General features: G+C 52.1%; 15 protein-coding genes and 1 pseudogene. All 16 read left to right on the top strand.

All coding sequences use genetic code 11. The features are described from left to right. A complete protein-coding gene (locus ACOTXC_RS20620) occupies positions 1-585 on the top strand; it encodes a hypothetical protein (protein WP_045911868.1) in 585 nt (194 codons plus the stop codon). After that, positions 582-992: a DUF4128 domain-containing protein gene (locus tag ACOTXC_RS20625; RefSeq protein WP_045911867.1), complete on the top strand. Its 411-nt coding sequence runs from the start codon at positions 582-584 to the stop codon at positions 990-992. The genes ACOTXC_RS20620 and ACOTXC_RS20625 overlap by 4 nt, the downstream gene beginning before the upstream one ends. A gap of 57 nt (positions 993-1049) precedes the next feature. Further along, positions 1050-1721 (top strand): phage tail protein, encoded by a 672-nt coding sequence (locus ACOTXC_RS20630; RefSeq protein ID WP_045911866.1) that lies wholly within the window; start codon positions 1050-1052, stop codon positions 1719-1721. Positions 1722-1782: 61 nt separating this feature from the next. After that, the gene (locus ACOTXC_RS20635) at positions 1783-2094 is read left to right on the top strand and encodes a phage tail assembly chaperone (protein ID WP_022651271.1); all 312 of its coding nucleotides are present in this window, start codon (positions 1783-1785) and stop codon (positions 2092-2094) included. 47 nt (positions 2095-2141) lie between these two features. Further along, complete coding sequence (locus ACOTXC_RS20640; RefSeq protein WP_045911865.1) at positions 2142-2405, top strand: DUF1799 domain-containing protein; 264 nt, start codon at positions 2142-2144, stop codon at positions 2403-2405. Further along, on the top strand, positions 2402-5314 hold the full coding sequence (locus ACOTXC_RS20645; protein ID WP_220719654.1) for a phage tail tape measure protein: 2913 nt from the start codon (positions 2402-2404) through the stop codon (positions 5312-5314). The genes ACOTXC_RS20640 and ACOTXC_RS20645 overlap by 4 nt, the downstream gene beginning before the upstream one ends. Before the next feature lie 76 nt (positions 5315-5390). After that, complete coding sequence (locus ACOTXC_RS20650) at positions 5391-5744, top strand: hypothetical protein (protein ID WP_020690998.1); 354 nt, start codon at positions 5391-5393, stop codon at positions 5742-5744. A 56-nt stretch (positions 5745-5800) separates the two neighbouring features. Then, complete coding sequence (locus tag ACOTXC_RS20655) at positions 5801-6148, top strand: phage tail protein (protein WP_121478696.1); 348 nt, start codon at positions 5801-5803, stop codon at positions 6146-6148. Continuing rightward, the gene (locus ACOTXC_RS20660) at positions 6145-6900 is read left to right on the top strand and encodes a phage minor tail protein L (protein WP_121478697.1); all 756 of its coding nucleotides are present in this window, start codon (positions 6145-6147) and stop codon (positions 6898-6900) included. Before ACOTXC_RS20655 ends, ACOTXC_RS20660 begins: the two co-directional genes overlap by 4 nt. A gap of 1 nt (position 6901) precedes the next feature. Continuing rightward, positions 6902-7621 carry a C40 family peptidase gene (locus ACOTXC_RS20665; RefSeq protein WP_121478698.1) on the top strand — a complete coding sequence of 240 codons (720 nt, stop codon included), beginning with the start codon at positions 6902-6904 and terminating at the stop codon, positions 7619-7621. Between the two features lie 392 nt (positions 7622-8013). Further along, complete coding sequence (locus ACOTXC_RS20670) at positions 8014-8193, top strand: hypothetical protein (protein ID WP_025759425.1); 180 nt, start codon at positions 8014-8016, stop codon at positions 8191-8193. A gap of 10 nt (positions 8194-8203) precedes the next feature. Then, on the top strand, positions 8204-8701 hold the full coding sequence (locus ACOTXC_RS20675) for a type II toxin-antitoxin system death-on-curing family toxin (RefSeq protein ID WP_069595784.1): 498 nt from the start codon (positions 8204-8206) through the stop codon (positions 8699-8701). Positions 8702-8779: 78 nt separating this feature from the next. Next, positions 8780-9409 carry a tail assembly protein gene (locus ACOTXC_RS20680; RefSeq protein ID WP_045349467.1) on the top strand — a complete coding sequence of 210 codons (630 nt, stop codon included), beginning with the start codon at positions 8780-8782 and terminating at the stop codon, positions 9407-9409. A 52-nt stretch (positions 9410-9461) separates the two neighbouring features. Beyond that, positions 9462-13043 carry a host specificity protein J gene (locus tag ACOTXC_RS20685; RefSeq protein ID WP_421767942.1) on the top strand — a complete coding sequence of 1194 codons (3582 nt, stop codon included), beginning with the start codon at positions 9462-9464 and terminating at the stop codon, positions 13041-13043. A 1-nt stretch (position 13044) separates the two neighbouring features. After that, positions 13045-14010, top strand: a complete 966-nt coding sequence (locus tag ACOTXC_RS20690) for a DUF6453 family protein (protein ID WP_150326342.1) — start codon at positions 13045-13047, stop codon at positions 14008-14010. A 59-nt stretch (positions 14011-14069) separates the two neighbouring features. Beyond that, positions 14070-14671: pseudogene (locus ACOTXC_RS20695) on the top strand (phage tail protein); the annotation flags it as partial.

The raw sequence follows: 14671 nt of genomic DNA on the forward strand, positions 1-14671 counted from the left end.
ATGGGAGAGAACACGGCATTCCTCGCTGAAATCACAGCATTCGTCAATAAGGCGAAAACGAATCAGGAAGCAGTGGTGCGCGCCGTCGGAATCAAAATTCTTAACCAGCTGGTGGTGATGTCCCCAGTGGGCAACCCGGAGTTGTGGGAAGTTAACCAGACAGCCGTTTCCTATAATCGCGCTGTTTACGACCATAACGAGGCGCAGCGGGCAAATCCCGACAACCTGACCAAAACCGGGCGACTGAAGAAAAAAGCCCGGGTGGTGGATGGGATGGATATCAAAGCACCGCCGGGGTATACGGGCGGACGCTTTCGCGGTAACTGGCAGGTATCGTTTGATGCTCCGACAACTGATGAAACGGGACGAATAGACAAGACCGGCGACCTGACAAAAGCAGCCGGGAACTACACGCTGTCACTGTTCAAAGTCGGGATGAAGGCCATTTATTTCTGCAACAACGTCCCGTATGCATACCCGCTTGAAATGGGGCATTCCACACAGGCACCGGGCGGAATGGTCCGTATAACCGCTGCTGAGTTTCAACGCTTCTTTGAGGAAGCTATCAAGGAGGTGTCCTGGTGATTCCTGATATTGCATCTGCACTGGCCGCCAGACTGGGTACCTGGGCCGATGCCGAGGGCATTTCAGTTGCATGGGAGAACGTGCCGTTTACACCTCCTGCTAACGACATATACCTGGCCGTACACGATATGCCCGTTACGCCGCGGACAATCGATCTCGGATTGCGCTGCCGGACTTATTCAGGCGTGTACCAGATCAATGTCGTGGCGCCAGCCGGCTTAGGCCGTACCTCAGTCGTTTCTCTGGCGGGCAGATTAGTGGAATTGTTCCCTGAGGGGCAGGAAATTGCAGGAAGTGACTTCACCTGCTGGATCACCAGCACGCCAGCAATTTTTCGCGGTATCCCGACAGCTGTTTCCTACACCATTCCCATCAGCCTGAACTACCGGGCCGACATCATTAACTGACCCCGTCAAAATCATCGGCCATTGTGCCGGTTTTCTAATTTCACAGGAGTAACCATTATGGGCTTCGCACTGCCTAACGGCGCTCATGTTTATCTGGCCTCGGGCTACGGCCCAGCCATTACTTTCACCGGCGCGACGAATGCTGAGCACGCGGTGATCACCGTCAGCTCCGCGGACGATATCGCGGTCGGTGATATCGTTCACGTGAACTGCAACTGGTCGGGTATTGATAACGTTATCGCGAAAATCGACGCGATTGCGGAGAATGCTGTCACTCTTCGCAACATCAATACCACCAACAAAAACAAATACGCGGCTGGCGGCGGTTCCGGCTCTATTCGCAAAATTGAAGAATGGACCGAACTGCCACAAATCACTGAGGTATCGAAATCCGGTGGTGATCAGAACACCACGCAGATTCAGTTCCTCAGCGATGACCGTCAGCGCAACCTGAATACCTATAAATCTGCCGTCTCTCAGACTTACTCGATCGCTCACGATTCAAGTCTCCCGGTATATCCGTTGCTGCGCCAGCTGGATGAAGACGAAGAGACTGTGGCGGCTTATATGTACGTTCCGAAGGCGAAGGAGAATCGTTACTGGGCGGCCACGGCATCTTTTGACGACACGCCGACCACGGCGGTGAACGAAGTCGAAACGGTAAGCGTCGTGCTGAACCTGCAATCGCCAGCAATGACGTTCTACAAAATCACAGGCGCCGCGGCATAAGCCAGGCATAACGATAGTCTAAGCCTCCTCCATGGAGGCTTTCTTTCACTAAGAGGCAACGATGGCGACTAAATTCACCCTTCAGCCCAAACCAACTTTTAAGGCCAACGTCTCGATCCCGCGCGCTGGCGATGAGGATGGCGTGCTGACATTCACATTCAATCACAAGCCACTCAAAGAACTGGCGGATCTGGAGAAAATGGAAGGCAAAACCGCCACTGATTTTCTGATGGAAATCATTGCTGGCTGGGCACTTCCCGATGCATTCAACGCGGAAAACCTGTCGGTGCTGCTGGAAAACTATCCGGCGGCAATGAAGGCAATCCCGGAAACCTACTACCGAGAGTTGATGGGGCAGCGCGAAAAAAACTGATAGCGGTTGCCTCTGCATTCTATACGCCTGAACCCACAGCGGCAGACCTGGCACCCTATGGGCTTACGCCGGATGACTATGACGATCAATACATCGACGTCTGGCCAGATGTATGGCCTTCATTCCTGGTGTTTCAGGCTGTCAGCACGCAGTGGCGCACGGGCATGGGAGGCGCATCAGGTCTTGATTACAACGTGCTGCCCTGGGTGATGCGCCTGCACAACGTCGACGACGAGGCAACCGCGCTTTCGGACATCCGAATCATGGAGTGCGCCGCACTAAAAGTTATGCATAAAGAGAGGGCGGAATGAGTAACGACATCGCCACGATTTCCCTGCGCGTAAATACCACTGAGCTGGAGCGTGGTAACCAGGCACTGGATCGCTTTCAGGAGACTGCGTCCGCCGCGGCAGGTAAAGCGGATGACCTGAACAGTACGTTCCGCACCGGGATCGACAACCAGAAAAAAAACAGCGAAAGCCTGAAACAGCAACGGCAGGAACTGCAAAACCTGCTGAATAAAATCAGCCCTGTTAACAAGGCGCTGGACGAGCTGGATACCATTCAGGAAAGCCTGTCTAAATTCCGGAGCAAAGGTCTGGTGGGTGACGAGGATTTTACTCGTTACAACAGCGTGCTTGAGACGACCCGCGCGAAACTGGCGCAGGTCATGGAATCTGAAACAGCAGAGGGCCGAGCTCGCATTGAGCAGGCACAGGCAGCGCAACGGGCAACTGCCGCAGGCAAAACTTTTATCGACTCACTTGAGGACCAGGTTGCAGCTATCGGAAAAACCCGTGCAGAGTTACTCGAACTGAAGGCGGCCCAGCTTGGCGTGTCGGACCGCGCTGCGCCAATAATTGCCCGACTAAAAGAGCAGGAAGAGTCCTGGAAATCTGGAGCTATCAGTGCGGGGCAGTACCGTAATGCCATGCGTTACCTGCCAATGCAAATGACGGATATTGTGACTTCACTGGCCTCCGGTATGCCGGTTTATATGGTCGCTATCCAGCAGGGTGGTCAGCTGCGTGATTCCTTTGGCGGAGTGGGTAACGCGCTAAAAGCGATGTTATCCATGGTAACCCCGGCACGTGTTGCGATTGGTGGTCTGGCTGGCGCTGTACTGATTGCGGCAAAAGCGGGATCGGACTATTTCACAGCATATGACGAAATCAATAAAGCTATCATCCGCACCGGAAACATTGCCGGTACGTCAGCGCTACAGATTATGGCATCCTCCCAGTCAATCTCTGCTTCAACTGGGACTACGGTGGGCACTGTCCAGAGTCTGATGACAGAGCTGGTTGGTATCGGCTCAATGACCCAGCAACAGCTTGAGAAAGCTACCAAAGCGACAGCGCTGGCAGTTGAAACTGGTATTGTTTCGGCTCAGGACATTACCAAGGCTTATAAGGATATTGAAAAGGATCCGGTTAAGGCTCTTCAGAACCTTAATGAGCAATTCAACTTTCTTACCGTTTCACAGCTTAAGCACATTGACGATTTAGTTAAGCAGAAAGACCAGACCGCTGCCGTTACTCAAGCTATGGATTTGTTTGGCGACACGATGGCAGAGCGTGGAGAGCAGGCTTACGACTCGCTGACACCATTTGGCCGCCTGTGGCTTGATATCAAGGGATGGGCGTCTGAGGCTATGCAGAGCATCGGTCAGTGGGTGGCTGAACTGGCATCAAACACGCTAAAGGAATTTAACGCAATTTATTACAGCGTCGCGATAGTTTTCCAGAAGCTGAACCAGATTATTTCTTCTTCTATCGCGGCTGCGATTAATCTCGTTCCTGACTGGGCGAAAACTGATACTTTGCAAGGATGGCAGGACTATAACGAACAAATGGCCGGCGCTTATGGTAACAGCGTATCTCAGCTGAAAAAGGACTGGGACGCAGCTGACATTAGCGCAGGCAAGTACCTCGATACATCCCGCAAGATAAGCTCCGCGACCACTGAGAAGGATCGGCAGACAGTCGCTTCGTTTGGCAAAAAAACGAAAACAGGAAAACAAGGCACTGTGTCGGCTGGCGACCGCAGTACTGACACTGCTCAGGCCGAATTGCTGGCGCTTCAGGCGCAGTTGCGTGCTCTTCAGCAGTATAAAGGGCTGAACGACACTATCAGCCAGCAGCGCAAAGATCTGTGGACCACTGAGGCGAAATTTCAGGTGCTGGAAGAAGCCTCGCGTTCACGTTCACTGACGAAGCAGGAACAATCCCTGCTGGCGAGTAAAGACCAGGTGCTTCAGTTGGCACGGCAGAAAGCCCTGTTGGGTGATCAGATTACCGCACAGGAACAGCTGAACAAGCGAATGGATACCTCTCAGAAATATGTTACGCAGATGGCTGAGAAACAGGCTGCTTTGGTTGGTGGAGCTGGAATGAGCGAGCGGTTAGCTCAGCGTGAACTCGCGAAAAGTCAGCTTGCCGCAGGTTGGGTGAACGCCGGCGGTTCTCTGGAGGACGTTGGTTATCAGAAGCAGCTCAAAGCGGCGAATAATTACTATGCCGCAGAGGACAGGTTGCGTGGCGACTGGTTGACCGGCGCGAAAAAGGGCTGGGCTGAATTTGAGGACTCCGCAACCAATGTTTACTCCCAAGTGCAGACGCTCACCAGTAATGCGTTCGCCGGCATGGCCAGCACTCTAACGGACTTCTTTACTACTGGAAAAGCTAACTTCTCAGATTTCCTGACAACCTTTTTGAAAGGAACTGCCCAGATGCTGACACAGTTGGCGCTGGTCAACGGAATGAAGTCTGCCTTTGGTGGGACCTCATTTGGTTCATTTTTTGGATTTTCTGATGGTGGCGCAGTTCCGGAATTTGATACTGGCGGCTACACGGGGGATGGAGGAAAGTATCAGCCAAAAGGCGTGGTGCATGGTGGCGAATTCGTATTCACCAAGGAGGCAACCAGTGCGCTGGGTGTTGGCAACCTTTACGCTTTGATGCGAGGTGCTCAGGGCTATGCAAACGGCGGGTATGTTGGTACTGCGCCAATGTATGGGCTACGAACATCAGGTGCTGGCGGCGTTAATGTCCAAACTTCCGTGGTGGTACAGAACCAGGGCAACCAGCAGCAATCTTCCGGGAGTAACGACGCTATTTCACGTGCTTACAAGCAGACTATCGATCAATCTGTTCGGGCAGGTATTGCGAAACAACTTCAGCCTGGCGGCCTTATATGGAATGCAACAAAATCAAGATAAGACGCTTCGGTGTTTTTTTTGATCATATTATTCATCGTGTTAAGATGTTTCCGATTGCAATTAAAGGAAACGTACAATGAAGAAGGTAGTGGCCTTAGCTCTTGGGGCTTTAATGTTGTCTGGCTGTACTGTTCGTGTTGCTGATATGACCGTTGGTAGTACCAAAAATTACAACCTGAATGCAGCTAAGTTTGAAAAAGGTCAACGTGTGACTGGTGAAGACAAAGCTCCAATTGTTATTTTCCCGCTGGGCATTCCAAGCGTTAAAACTGCAATGGATCGGGCTATTGAAAAAGATAAGTGTTCCGTAGGCTTAAGCGATGTTGTTATTTATCAATTAAACCACGCATTTCTGTTCGGCACATATGGTTACCGTGTTGAAGGCACGCAGATTATCGACAAGTCTCAGCTTGGTTGTGAAACCCGCTAATCTCCTTCTCATACTGTCACAAGCCACCTTCGGGTGGCTTTTTTTATGGAGCAAACATGGCCCTGGAAACGTTCACCTGGCGGACGCAGATACAGGCGGGAATGGAGGGAACGTTTAGCCATAAAACCCGCTCTGCAACCTTTGGCGACGGCTATGAGCAGATCGCCGGGGAAGGCATTAACCCTGAAAAACAGTCATGGCCTGTCACGCTCACGGGCAAAAAAACGGACATGCTTCAGGCCCTTAAATTCTTTCGTTCTCACGTCACAAAGGCATTTATCTGGACATCTCCAGTTGGCGAAACTGGTCTCTACCGGATTGAGGCCGAATCAATCAAGTCACAGCCCTTATCCAGCAACGTTCTGACTATTTCCGCAACATTCAAACAGGCGTACGCACCATGATCACAGCAGACTATCAAAGCCTTGAGCCCGGCAATAAAGTCCGGCTTATCGAAGTTGATGGCTCTACGTTCGGCGTGGATGATGTACTGCGATTTCACGCGTACAACCTCCCGCACACGGAAGAAGAAATCGCCGCTGCTGGCGGTGATGAATCAAAGCTGAAGGCGAAAAGTATCTGGTGGCAGGGGGAAGAATATGCCGCCTGGCCGTATCAAATTGAAGGGCTTGAAGCCTCCACAGACGGCAACAGCGCCCAGCCAACGCTCACGGTTGCAGATATCGATAGCAAGATTACAGCGCTGTGCCTTGCTTATGACGATATGCTACAGGCCAAAGTTACTATCCATGACACTTATTCACATTATCTAGATGCGAAGAACTTCCTCGCTGGTAACGCAACAGCTGATCCGCAACAGGTCAGAAAACGAGTTTTTTACATCGATGGCAAAAGCAGCGAAATTCCGGGCGAAAGTATCGAATTCGTACTCGATAGCCCGATGTCTTTGCAGGGTAAGATGATCCCCACGCGCCAGCTTCATTCCCTGTGCACCTGGTGCATGCGCAATAAGTACCGAACCGGTGACGGTTGCGATTATGCCGGAACCAGATACTTCGATAACAATAATAATCCTGTCGATGATCCCTCGCTTGATGTCTGTAACGGCACGCTCACGGCGTGCAAACTTCGCTTCGGAGAGAATGAAGAACTGCCGTTCGGTGGTTTCCCGGGTACTTCACTAATCAGGAGCTAATATGCGTCAGAAAACCATTGATGCGATTATGGCGCATGCAGCCGCTGAATATCCTCGTGAGTGTTGTGGTGTCGTGGCGCAAAAAAGCCGTGTTGAACGTTATTTCCCTTGCCGGAACCTTGCCGCGGCACCGGAGGAAAATTTTGTCCTCTGCCCGGAAGATTACGCAGTTGCTGAGGACTGGGGTACGGTGATCGCCATCGTTCACAGCCACCCTGACGCCACTACGCAGCCGAGCGAACTGGATAAAGCGCAATGCGACTCAACGCTTTTACCCTGGCATATCGTGAGCTGGCCGGAGGGGGATTTAAGGACCATCCAGCCGCGTGGAGAACTGCCGCTGCTCGAGCGCCCGTTTGTGCTTGGTCACTTTGACTGCTGGGGGCTGGTGATGAGCTATTACCGGCAAACGTACGGGATAGAGCTTCACGATTACCGGGTCGATTATCCCTGGTGGGAAAACGACTATCCGGACAACTTCTATCAGGATTGCTGGTACGAGTGCGGATTCCGTGAATTCGACGGGCCGCCGAAACCTAGCGATATGGTGATCATGCAGGTTCAGGCTGATAAGTGGAATCATGCGGGGATTCTGCTGGAAGGCAACATGCTACTGCATCACCTTTATGGACATCTGAGCCAGCGCGTACCTTATGGCGGATACTGGATGGAAAGGACCATGAAGATACTCAGACATAAAATTTTATTAGGGTGCGGTTAAAATCTGAGCATCTCCATTCAGAGGGGGCGAAATACTACAGCAATCTTTGTTGTTCTGCATTCCAACCAAGCCATACATTTTGTGCAAAAAGTGCTATTTATGCCATTCTTGAAAGCTCAGGACGGCTCATAGGCACCGCCTATCTCCTGAGAACGTGGCAATAGTTTACTATTACCTGAGGGGTAAATTCTGCGAAAAGGTGGTTAACTTGCAAAGTGGCCGCGATAAATTTCGTCGAACTTGCATCTATCTTCAGACATGGGCCCATTGCTCAAATATGACGAATGGTATTAAATTGTCCTCAACCACTCGAAGTGGTCATGAAATCTTTGGGTGTGTTTACATCCTACAATTTAAGAAAGCACTGCCAAACGTGCATGAGGGTGATAATCATGGGTCACGCATTAAAAAAGGCAGATCGCTTGTACATTCCGCCTCGTGACAAATCCACGGTGGCGAAACCTCGTGCAGCGATCAGCGAAACATGTTCACATACTGGTCAAGTTAAAAACGCCTTTGAGTTTGGGTTTGCTCGTTACGAGAAGGCGATGGAAGAACTTTCAAAGGTCTGAGTAGAAACGGATGACGATAGAGTATGTTGAGGGAGTCAATTATCTTTCCATTGACGATATCGTTTACATCAACAGGTCTCTGATCGAGACTCAGACGCCAAATGAACCAATAGGCGTCCTGAATCCGAATAACCTCAGCTCTTCACAGTCACGACCAAGTACCATTCGATATTATGAGCAGACAGACGATATGTTTCGTCTGTCTGCTGTTCTAATTGAAAGCCTGATCCAGAATCATCCATTCGCAAATGCAAACAAACGCACTGCCATGATGGCTGGTTACGTATTTCTGTTGCTGAATGGATATGAGCTTACAGCACCCAGTGATGAGGTCGTAACCATCGCTGAGGGGTTGGCTCGTAAGGATTATTCAGTGGATGACTTGGAAAATTGGTTGTGTCACTGGTCTCGAGAGTACGATTCAAGAACGTTATGTGCAACTGGCGGAAATTCGCTACAGGCTCTCGTGGCAACCTCACACTACATCCGAATCATATCGAACAAATGAATCCGCTGAGAGGCGGTTTTTTGCTGACTAATACTGAATAATATAACCCGCTTCGGCGGGTTTTTTTATGGGGTAAATATGGCAATTTCACTCGATAAAGAACCGCTCAGAACCGTCCGGCTTTATGGCGTGCTGGGCGCCACCTTCGGGCGTGAATATCGTTTATCAGTAGCTTCACCAAAAGAGGCCATCCGCGCCCTGAGCGTTATCGTGCCGGGTTTTGAGCGTTTCCTGAATACCAGTAAGCAACGAGGTTTAACTTATGCGGTATTCAGCGGGAAACGAAACCTCGTAAACGATGAGCTCAGTATGGACAGGAGCACAGAGGAAATCCGCATCGCGCCGGTGATCATCGGCAGTAAGCGAGCCGGGGTTTTTCAGACAATCCTCGGGGTTGCCCTTGTCGCTGTTGCTGCGTTCGTCACGGGAGGGGCCGCGATCGGGATTGGTGGGACTGCTTTTGCTGGTGGATGGGGAGCTGTGGCGGGGATTGGGGCATCAATGGCGATCGGCGGCGTAGTCCAGATGCTTTCTCCACAGACTACCGGGCTAGCCAGCAAGCAATCAGCAGATAACCGCGCCAGCTATGCATTTGGTGGAGTGACGAACACAACCTCGCAGGGAAACCCTGTCCCCATTCTCTATGGTAAGCGGCGAATCGGCGGCGCTGTTGCTTCTGCCGGGATTTACGTAGAAGACCAGCAATAACAAATATTTGTCAATCAGGCCACCTTCGGGTGGCTTTTTTTATGGGCGCGATATGGCTAAAACAATTACCGGACGTAAAGGCGGCAGCTCGAGTTCCCGCACTCCCGTCGAGCAGCCCGATGATCTCCAGTCCGTTGCGAAAGCGAAAATACTGATGGTTCTCGGTGAAGGGGAGTTTGCTGGTGGGCTGACTGCGAGGGATATCTATCTTGACGGCACACCTTTACAAAACGCTGATGGTTCCGAGAACTTCAGCGGTGTCGTGTGGGAGTTTCGCCCAGGGACACAGGCTCAGGATTACATTCAGGGGATACCTGGCACAGAAAATGAAATCAGCGTCGGTACCGAAATATCCAGCGAAACAGCCTGGACGCATACCTTCACCAATACGCAGCTTTCGGCGGTTCGCCTGCGCCTGAAGTGGCCATCTCTTTTCAAACAGCAGGATAACGGGGATTTAGTAGGGTACTCCATCAACTATGTGGTGGAGCTTCAGATGGACGGTGGTAGCTGGCAACAGGTCCTTGATACTAATGTGACCGGGAAAACCACATCAGGTTATGAACGCAGCCATCGTATCGATTTACCGAAAGCTGGCAGTACCTGGACCATCAGACTGCGCAAGATTACCGCTGACGCAAACAGTGCCAAAATCGGCGACACGATGACGCTTCAAAGTTATACAGAGGTCATCGATGCCAAACTGCGCTATCCAAACACAGCTCTATTGTACATCGAGTTTGATTCCAGCCAGTTCAATGGCTCCATTCCACAAATTGCCTGTGAACCACGTGGACGTGTCATCCGCGTACCGGATACTTACGATCCGGAAACAAGAACTTATAGCGGTACGTGGCTTGGGACATTCAAATGGGCCTGGACAGATAACCCCGCGTGGATATTCTACGACCTGGTGGTTAGCGACCGTTTCGGGCTTGGGGATCGTCTCACAACAGCGAACATAGACAAATGGACACTTTACCAGGTTGCACAGTATTGCGATCAGATGGTGCCGGATGGCAAAGGCGGAAGTGGCACCGAACCACGTTATACCTGCAACGTCTACATTCAGGAACGCAACGACGCTTATACGGTCCTGCGTGATTTTGCTGCTATCTTCCGCGGGATGACCTACTGGGGCGACGACCAGATTGTGGCGCTGGCGGACATGCCGAGGGATGTTGATTTTACATACACGCATGCGAACGTTATCGATGGCCGGTTTATCTATTCCAGCAGCACCACAAAGAACCGTTATACCAATGCGCTCGTATCCTGGTCTGATCCCGATAACGCCTATTCTGATGCGATGGAACCTGTTTTTGAACAGGCGCTGGTTTCGCGTTATGGTTTTAATCAACTTGAGATAACAGCTATTGGTTGTACCCGGCAATCGGAGGCGAACCGAAAAGGGCGATGGGGGATCCTGACCAACAACAAAGATCGCGTTGTTACTTTCAATGTAGGGGAAGATGGCAACATTCCACAGCCTGGCTATGTAATCGCCGTAGCGGACCGAAATCTCTCCGGGCGCGACCTGGGCGGCCGTATCTCTGCGGTGAATGGTCGCGTGCTAACGCTGGACAGGGCGCCGGATGCTTCGCCAGCCGACAGGATGATTGTCAATCTTCCATCGGGTGTTTCACAGTCACGCACCATTCAGTCGATAACGGGCAATAAAGTGACCGTTACGACCGCTTACAGTGAAACGCCTGTGGCTGAGGCCGTATGGGTCATTGAGTCTGATGAGCTCTACGCACAGCAGTATCGCGTTATTACGGTAACTGATAATAATGACGGCACGTTCACAATCGTCGGTGCAAATCACGATCCGGATAAATTTGATCGCATTGATACCGGAGCCATCATTGACCAGCGGCCGGTGAGCGTGATCCCGCCTGGCAACCAGTCGCCGCCTGCGAACATCGTGATCAGCTCGTTTTCCGTGGTGCAGCAGAACATTAGCGTCGAAACCATGCGCGTGAGCTGGGACCAGGCGCAGAACGCTATCGCCTATGAAGCGCAATGGCGCCGCAACGAAGGGAACTGGGTTAACGTACCGCGCAGCTCCACCACGTCATTCGACGTTCCTGGGATTTATGCCGGGCGTTATCTGGTACGGGTGCGCGCCATCAATGCCGCAGAAATTTCTTCCGGGTGGGGCTATTCAGAAGAGAAAACGCTGACCGGTAAAGTGGGCAATCCCCCGAAACCGGTCGGCTTCATCGCTTCTGATAATGTGGTTTTCGGTATCGAGCTGAGCTGGGGATTCCCGGCGAACACCGACGACACGCTGAAGACGGAAATTCAGTACAGCCTGACAGGGACGGAAGACGATGCGATGCTGCTGGCAGACGTACCCTATCCGCAGCGCAAGTATCAGCAGATGGGCCTTAAGGCAGGGCAAATTTTCTGGTACCGCGCGCAGCTGGTGGACCGCAGCGGAAACGAGTCAGGGTATACAGACTTTGTGCGCGGGCAGGCCAGCATCGATGTATCCGATATCACAGATGCAATCCTGGAGGACATGAAAGGCTCCGATACGTTCAAAGACCTGATCGAGAACGCGGTGGACAGCAATGAAAAAATTGCTGGCATGGCTGACGACATCAAACAGGCCAACGACGAACTGGCGCAACAGGCGCAGGAAATAGCAAAAAACGCCCAGGAAATCGGTAAGGTTCAGACCAGCGTTACTAACCTGTCGAGCACGGTCGGAGATGTGTCTTCTTCTCTGAGCGAGCTTGAGCAGACAGTGGCGACCGCTGATACCGCGCTGGGTCAGCGAATCGATAACATCAGCGTGTCTGTGGACGCTATGACGGGAGGAGTGAAGAACTCTGCCATCGCGATTATTCATGGCAATCTGGCGCAGGTAGCGGCGCGCAAAACGCTGTCTGCATCGGTCGCCGGTAACAGCGCGCAGCTGGACCGCATTGATGAGGTTATCGTCAACGAGAAGGAGGCAACGGCGCGTTCGCTGCTGAGTTTGCAGACTGACGTGAACGGCAATAAGGCATCCATCAACAGCCTGAACCAGACGTTCTCCGATTACCAGCAGGCCACGGCCACGCAGATAAACGGCATCACAGCGACCATCAACGGACATACCTCAGCCATTACCACTAACGCTCAGGCCATTGCGAACGTTAACGGGGATCTGAAGGCGATGTACGGCATCAAGGTCGGGTTATCCAGCAACGGCCAGTACTATGCCGCAGGGATGGGGATCGGCGTGGAGAATACGCCGTCCGGCATGCAGTCGCAGGTTATCTTCCTGGCTGACCGCTTCGCCGTCACTCACCAGGCCGGAGCACAGGTCACACTTCCGTTCGTTATCCAGAATGGACAAACCTTTATCCGGAATACTGTGATCGGTGAAGGGACTATCGACAATACCAAAATCGGCAGCTACATCCAGTCGACAACCTGGGACGGCACCGGGAACGTCGGCTGGCACATCAACAAGTCAGGCTACGCGACGTTCAACAACGTGACCGTTCGCGGCTCGATTTACGCCACAAACGGTAATTTTTCTTTCAATGGCTCCGGCAACACAACGGTGATTAATGGTAATGGCGTAACCATTAATATTCCGGGTGGCGGCCGCATCGTACTGGGGACGTGGACATAAAATGCCGACAGGACTACTGATAGAACTGAATGACGGCGGAAAGCGCATGGAGATAACTGCGGGCCTGCGATGCCCGTCGTTTGGGGCCAACTTTGACAGTGGCTACCAGAAAGCCAAGTACGCTGATGTTGCCGGTTATGTTTCCGGTGCGCAGGTACTGTTTATCCCTCACGCGACGGCTTATCTTGATTCAGGGCTGCTTCATAAAATGAACTCGGTCACCATATCCGGTGGACGCGTGACGCAGAACTCCACGATGAAGGATGTAAGCATCAGTGAGCGTGAAAGTACGTACACGTTCCCCGGTAGCCTCTGGCAGATATTTCCGTCAGGCCAGCGTAGTGGTGTGGGCCTGCTCATCAGCAACAGCACTGACTTCACTTCAATAACCAATGCTACGCAGTCAGGACAGTGTATCTTGAAGGGTACCGTCAATGTTCCCACTGGCGGCTGGGCAATTCCCACGATAGCGGGGTATGACAAGTCCAAATATATCGTCTTTGGGCGCTGCAATAGCGGTAACACAGTCGATTTCGATGGCAACACGGTCAGGTTCTTCAGCCCTCCATCCACCAACGATGATGCTCCGACGACCGGCACGATAGATATTGTCATCTTCGCCAGTGGCGTGGCGCCGCAGCCGAGCACCGGGCTCAACATCTTCAATTCAGCCGGGGCCTGCACGTTTTCAACGACAAAGCGGCCTTTCGTCTACCTCAACCAGCTCTGGACGCCTTCGAAAAATGCCGTGAGCATCGGCAGCGGCTATGTTCCGCTGGGCAGATTCGGGCTGATGGCTCACGAAGTAAATGGCATGTACGTGTATCGAATGTTCGGAATAAAAATACAGAACGGCAGTGCTTCAGTTCAGGGTGGGAAATTTCTTGGGCGCGAGCGGTATGCAATTTTTGGTAATGACACGGTAACGCCACTGAACCTTCCCGTTCTTCCTGATATGTACGTCTGAATAAACTGTCTTTTTAATCAACCCCGCTCCGGCGGGGTTTTTTATTGCCTGGAGAAAATATGCTTTATAACACTGGCACCATCGCCATTAACGGAAATACAGCCACCGGCACCGGCACGAACTGGACGGCACCCGCCAGCCAGATTCGGGTTGGCCAGACGTTGTTTGTTCTTTCTAACCCGGTACAGATGTTTCAGATCACGGCCATCAACAGTGCGACGTCACTGACGGTTACACCCGCAGCGTCTCCGGCGCTCAGCGGCCAGAAGTACGGCATTCTTGTTACTGATAGTCTCTCGGTCGATGGCCTGGCGCAGAGCATGTCTCAGCTCATCAACGAGTATGACGAGAACATCGGCGCGTGGGAGACGTTCGCCACCACCTCAGCAAACCAGAACATCACCGTTACCATCAACGGCACTCGTGTAACTATTCCGGCGATCGGTAAGCTGGCGCAGAAGGGGAGTAATGGAGCTATCCCGATTGGGCAGGGCGGGACCGGGGCAACGAATGTCGCTGACGCTCGCACAAACCTCGGTTTAGGAACATCAGCCATACTTAATGCGCGGTCCAACGAGACTTACCCTGCTGATGGTGTGCTAACTGTAGGGCAGTTTGGGATAGGCGCGGATTGGTTGCCCCTGACTACTGATTTTAAGAC

The organism is Enterobacter cloacae complex sp. IR5428 (assembly GCF_049238585.1).
GTDB lineage: Bacteria > Pseudomonadota > Gammaproteobacteria > Enterobacterales > Enterobacteriaceae > Enterobacter > Enterobacter intestinihominis.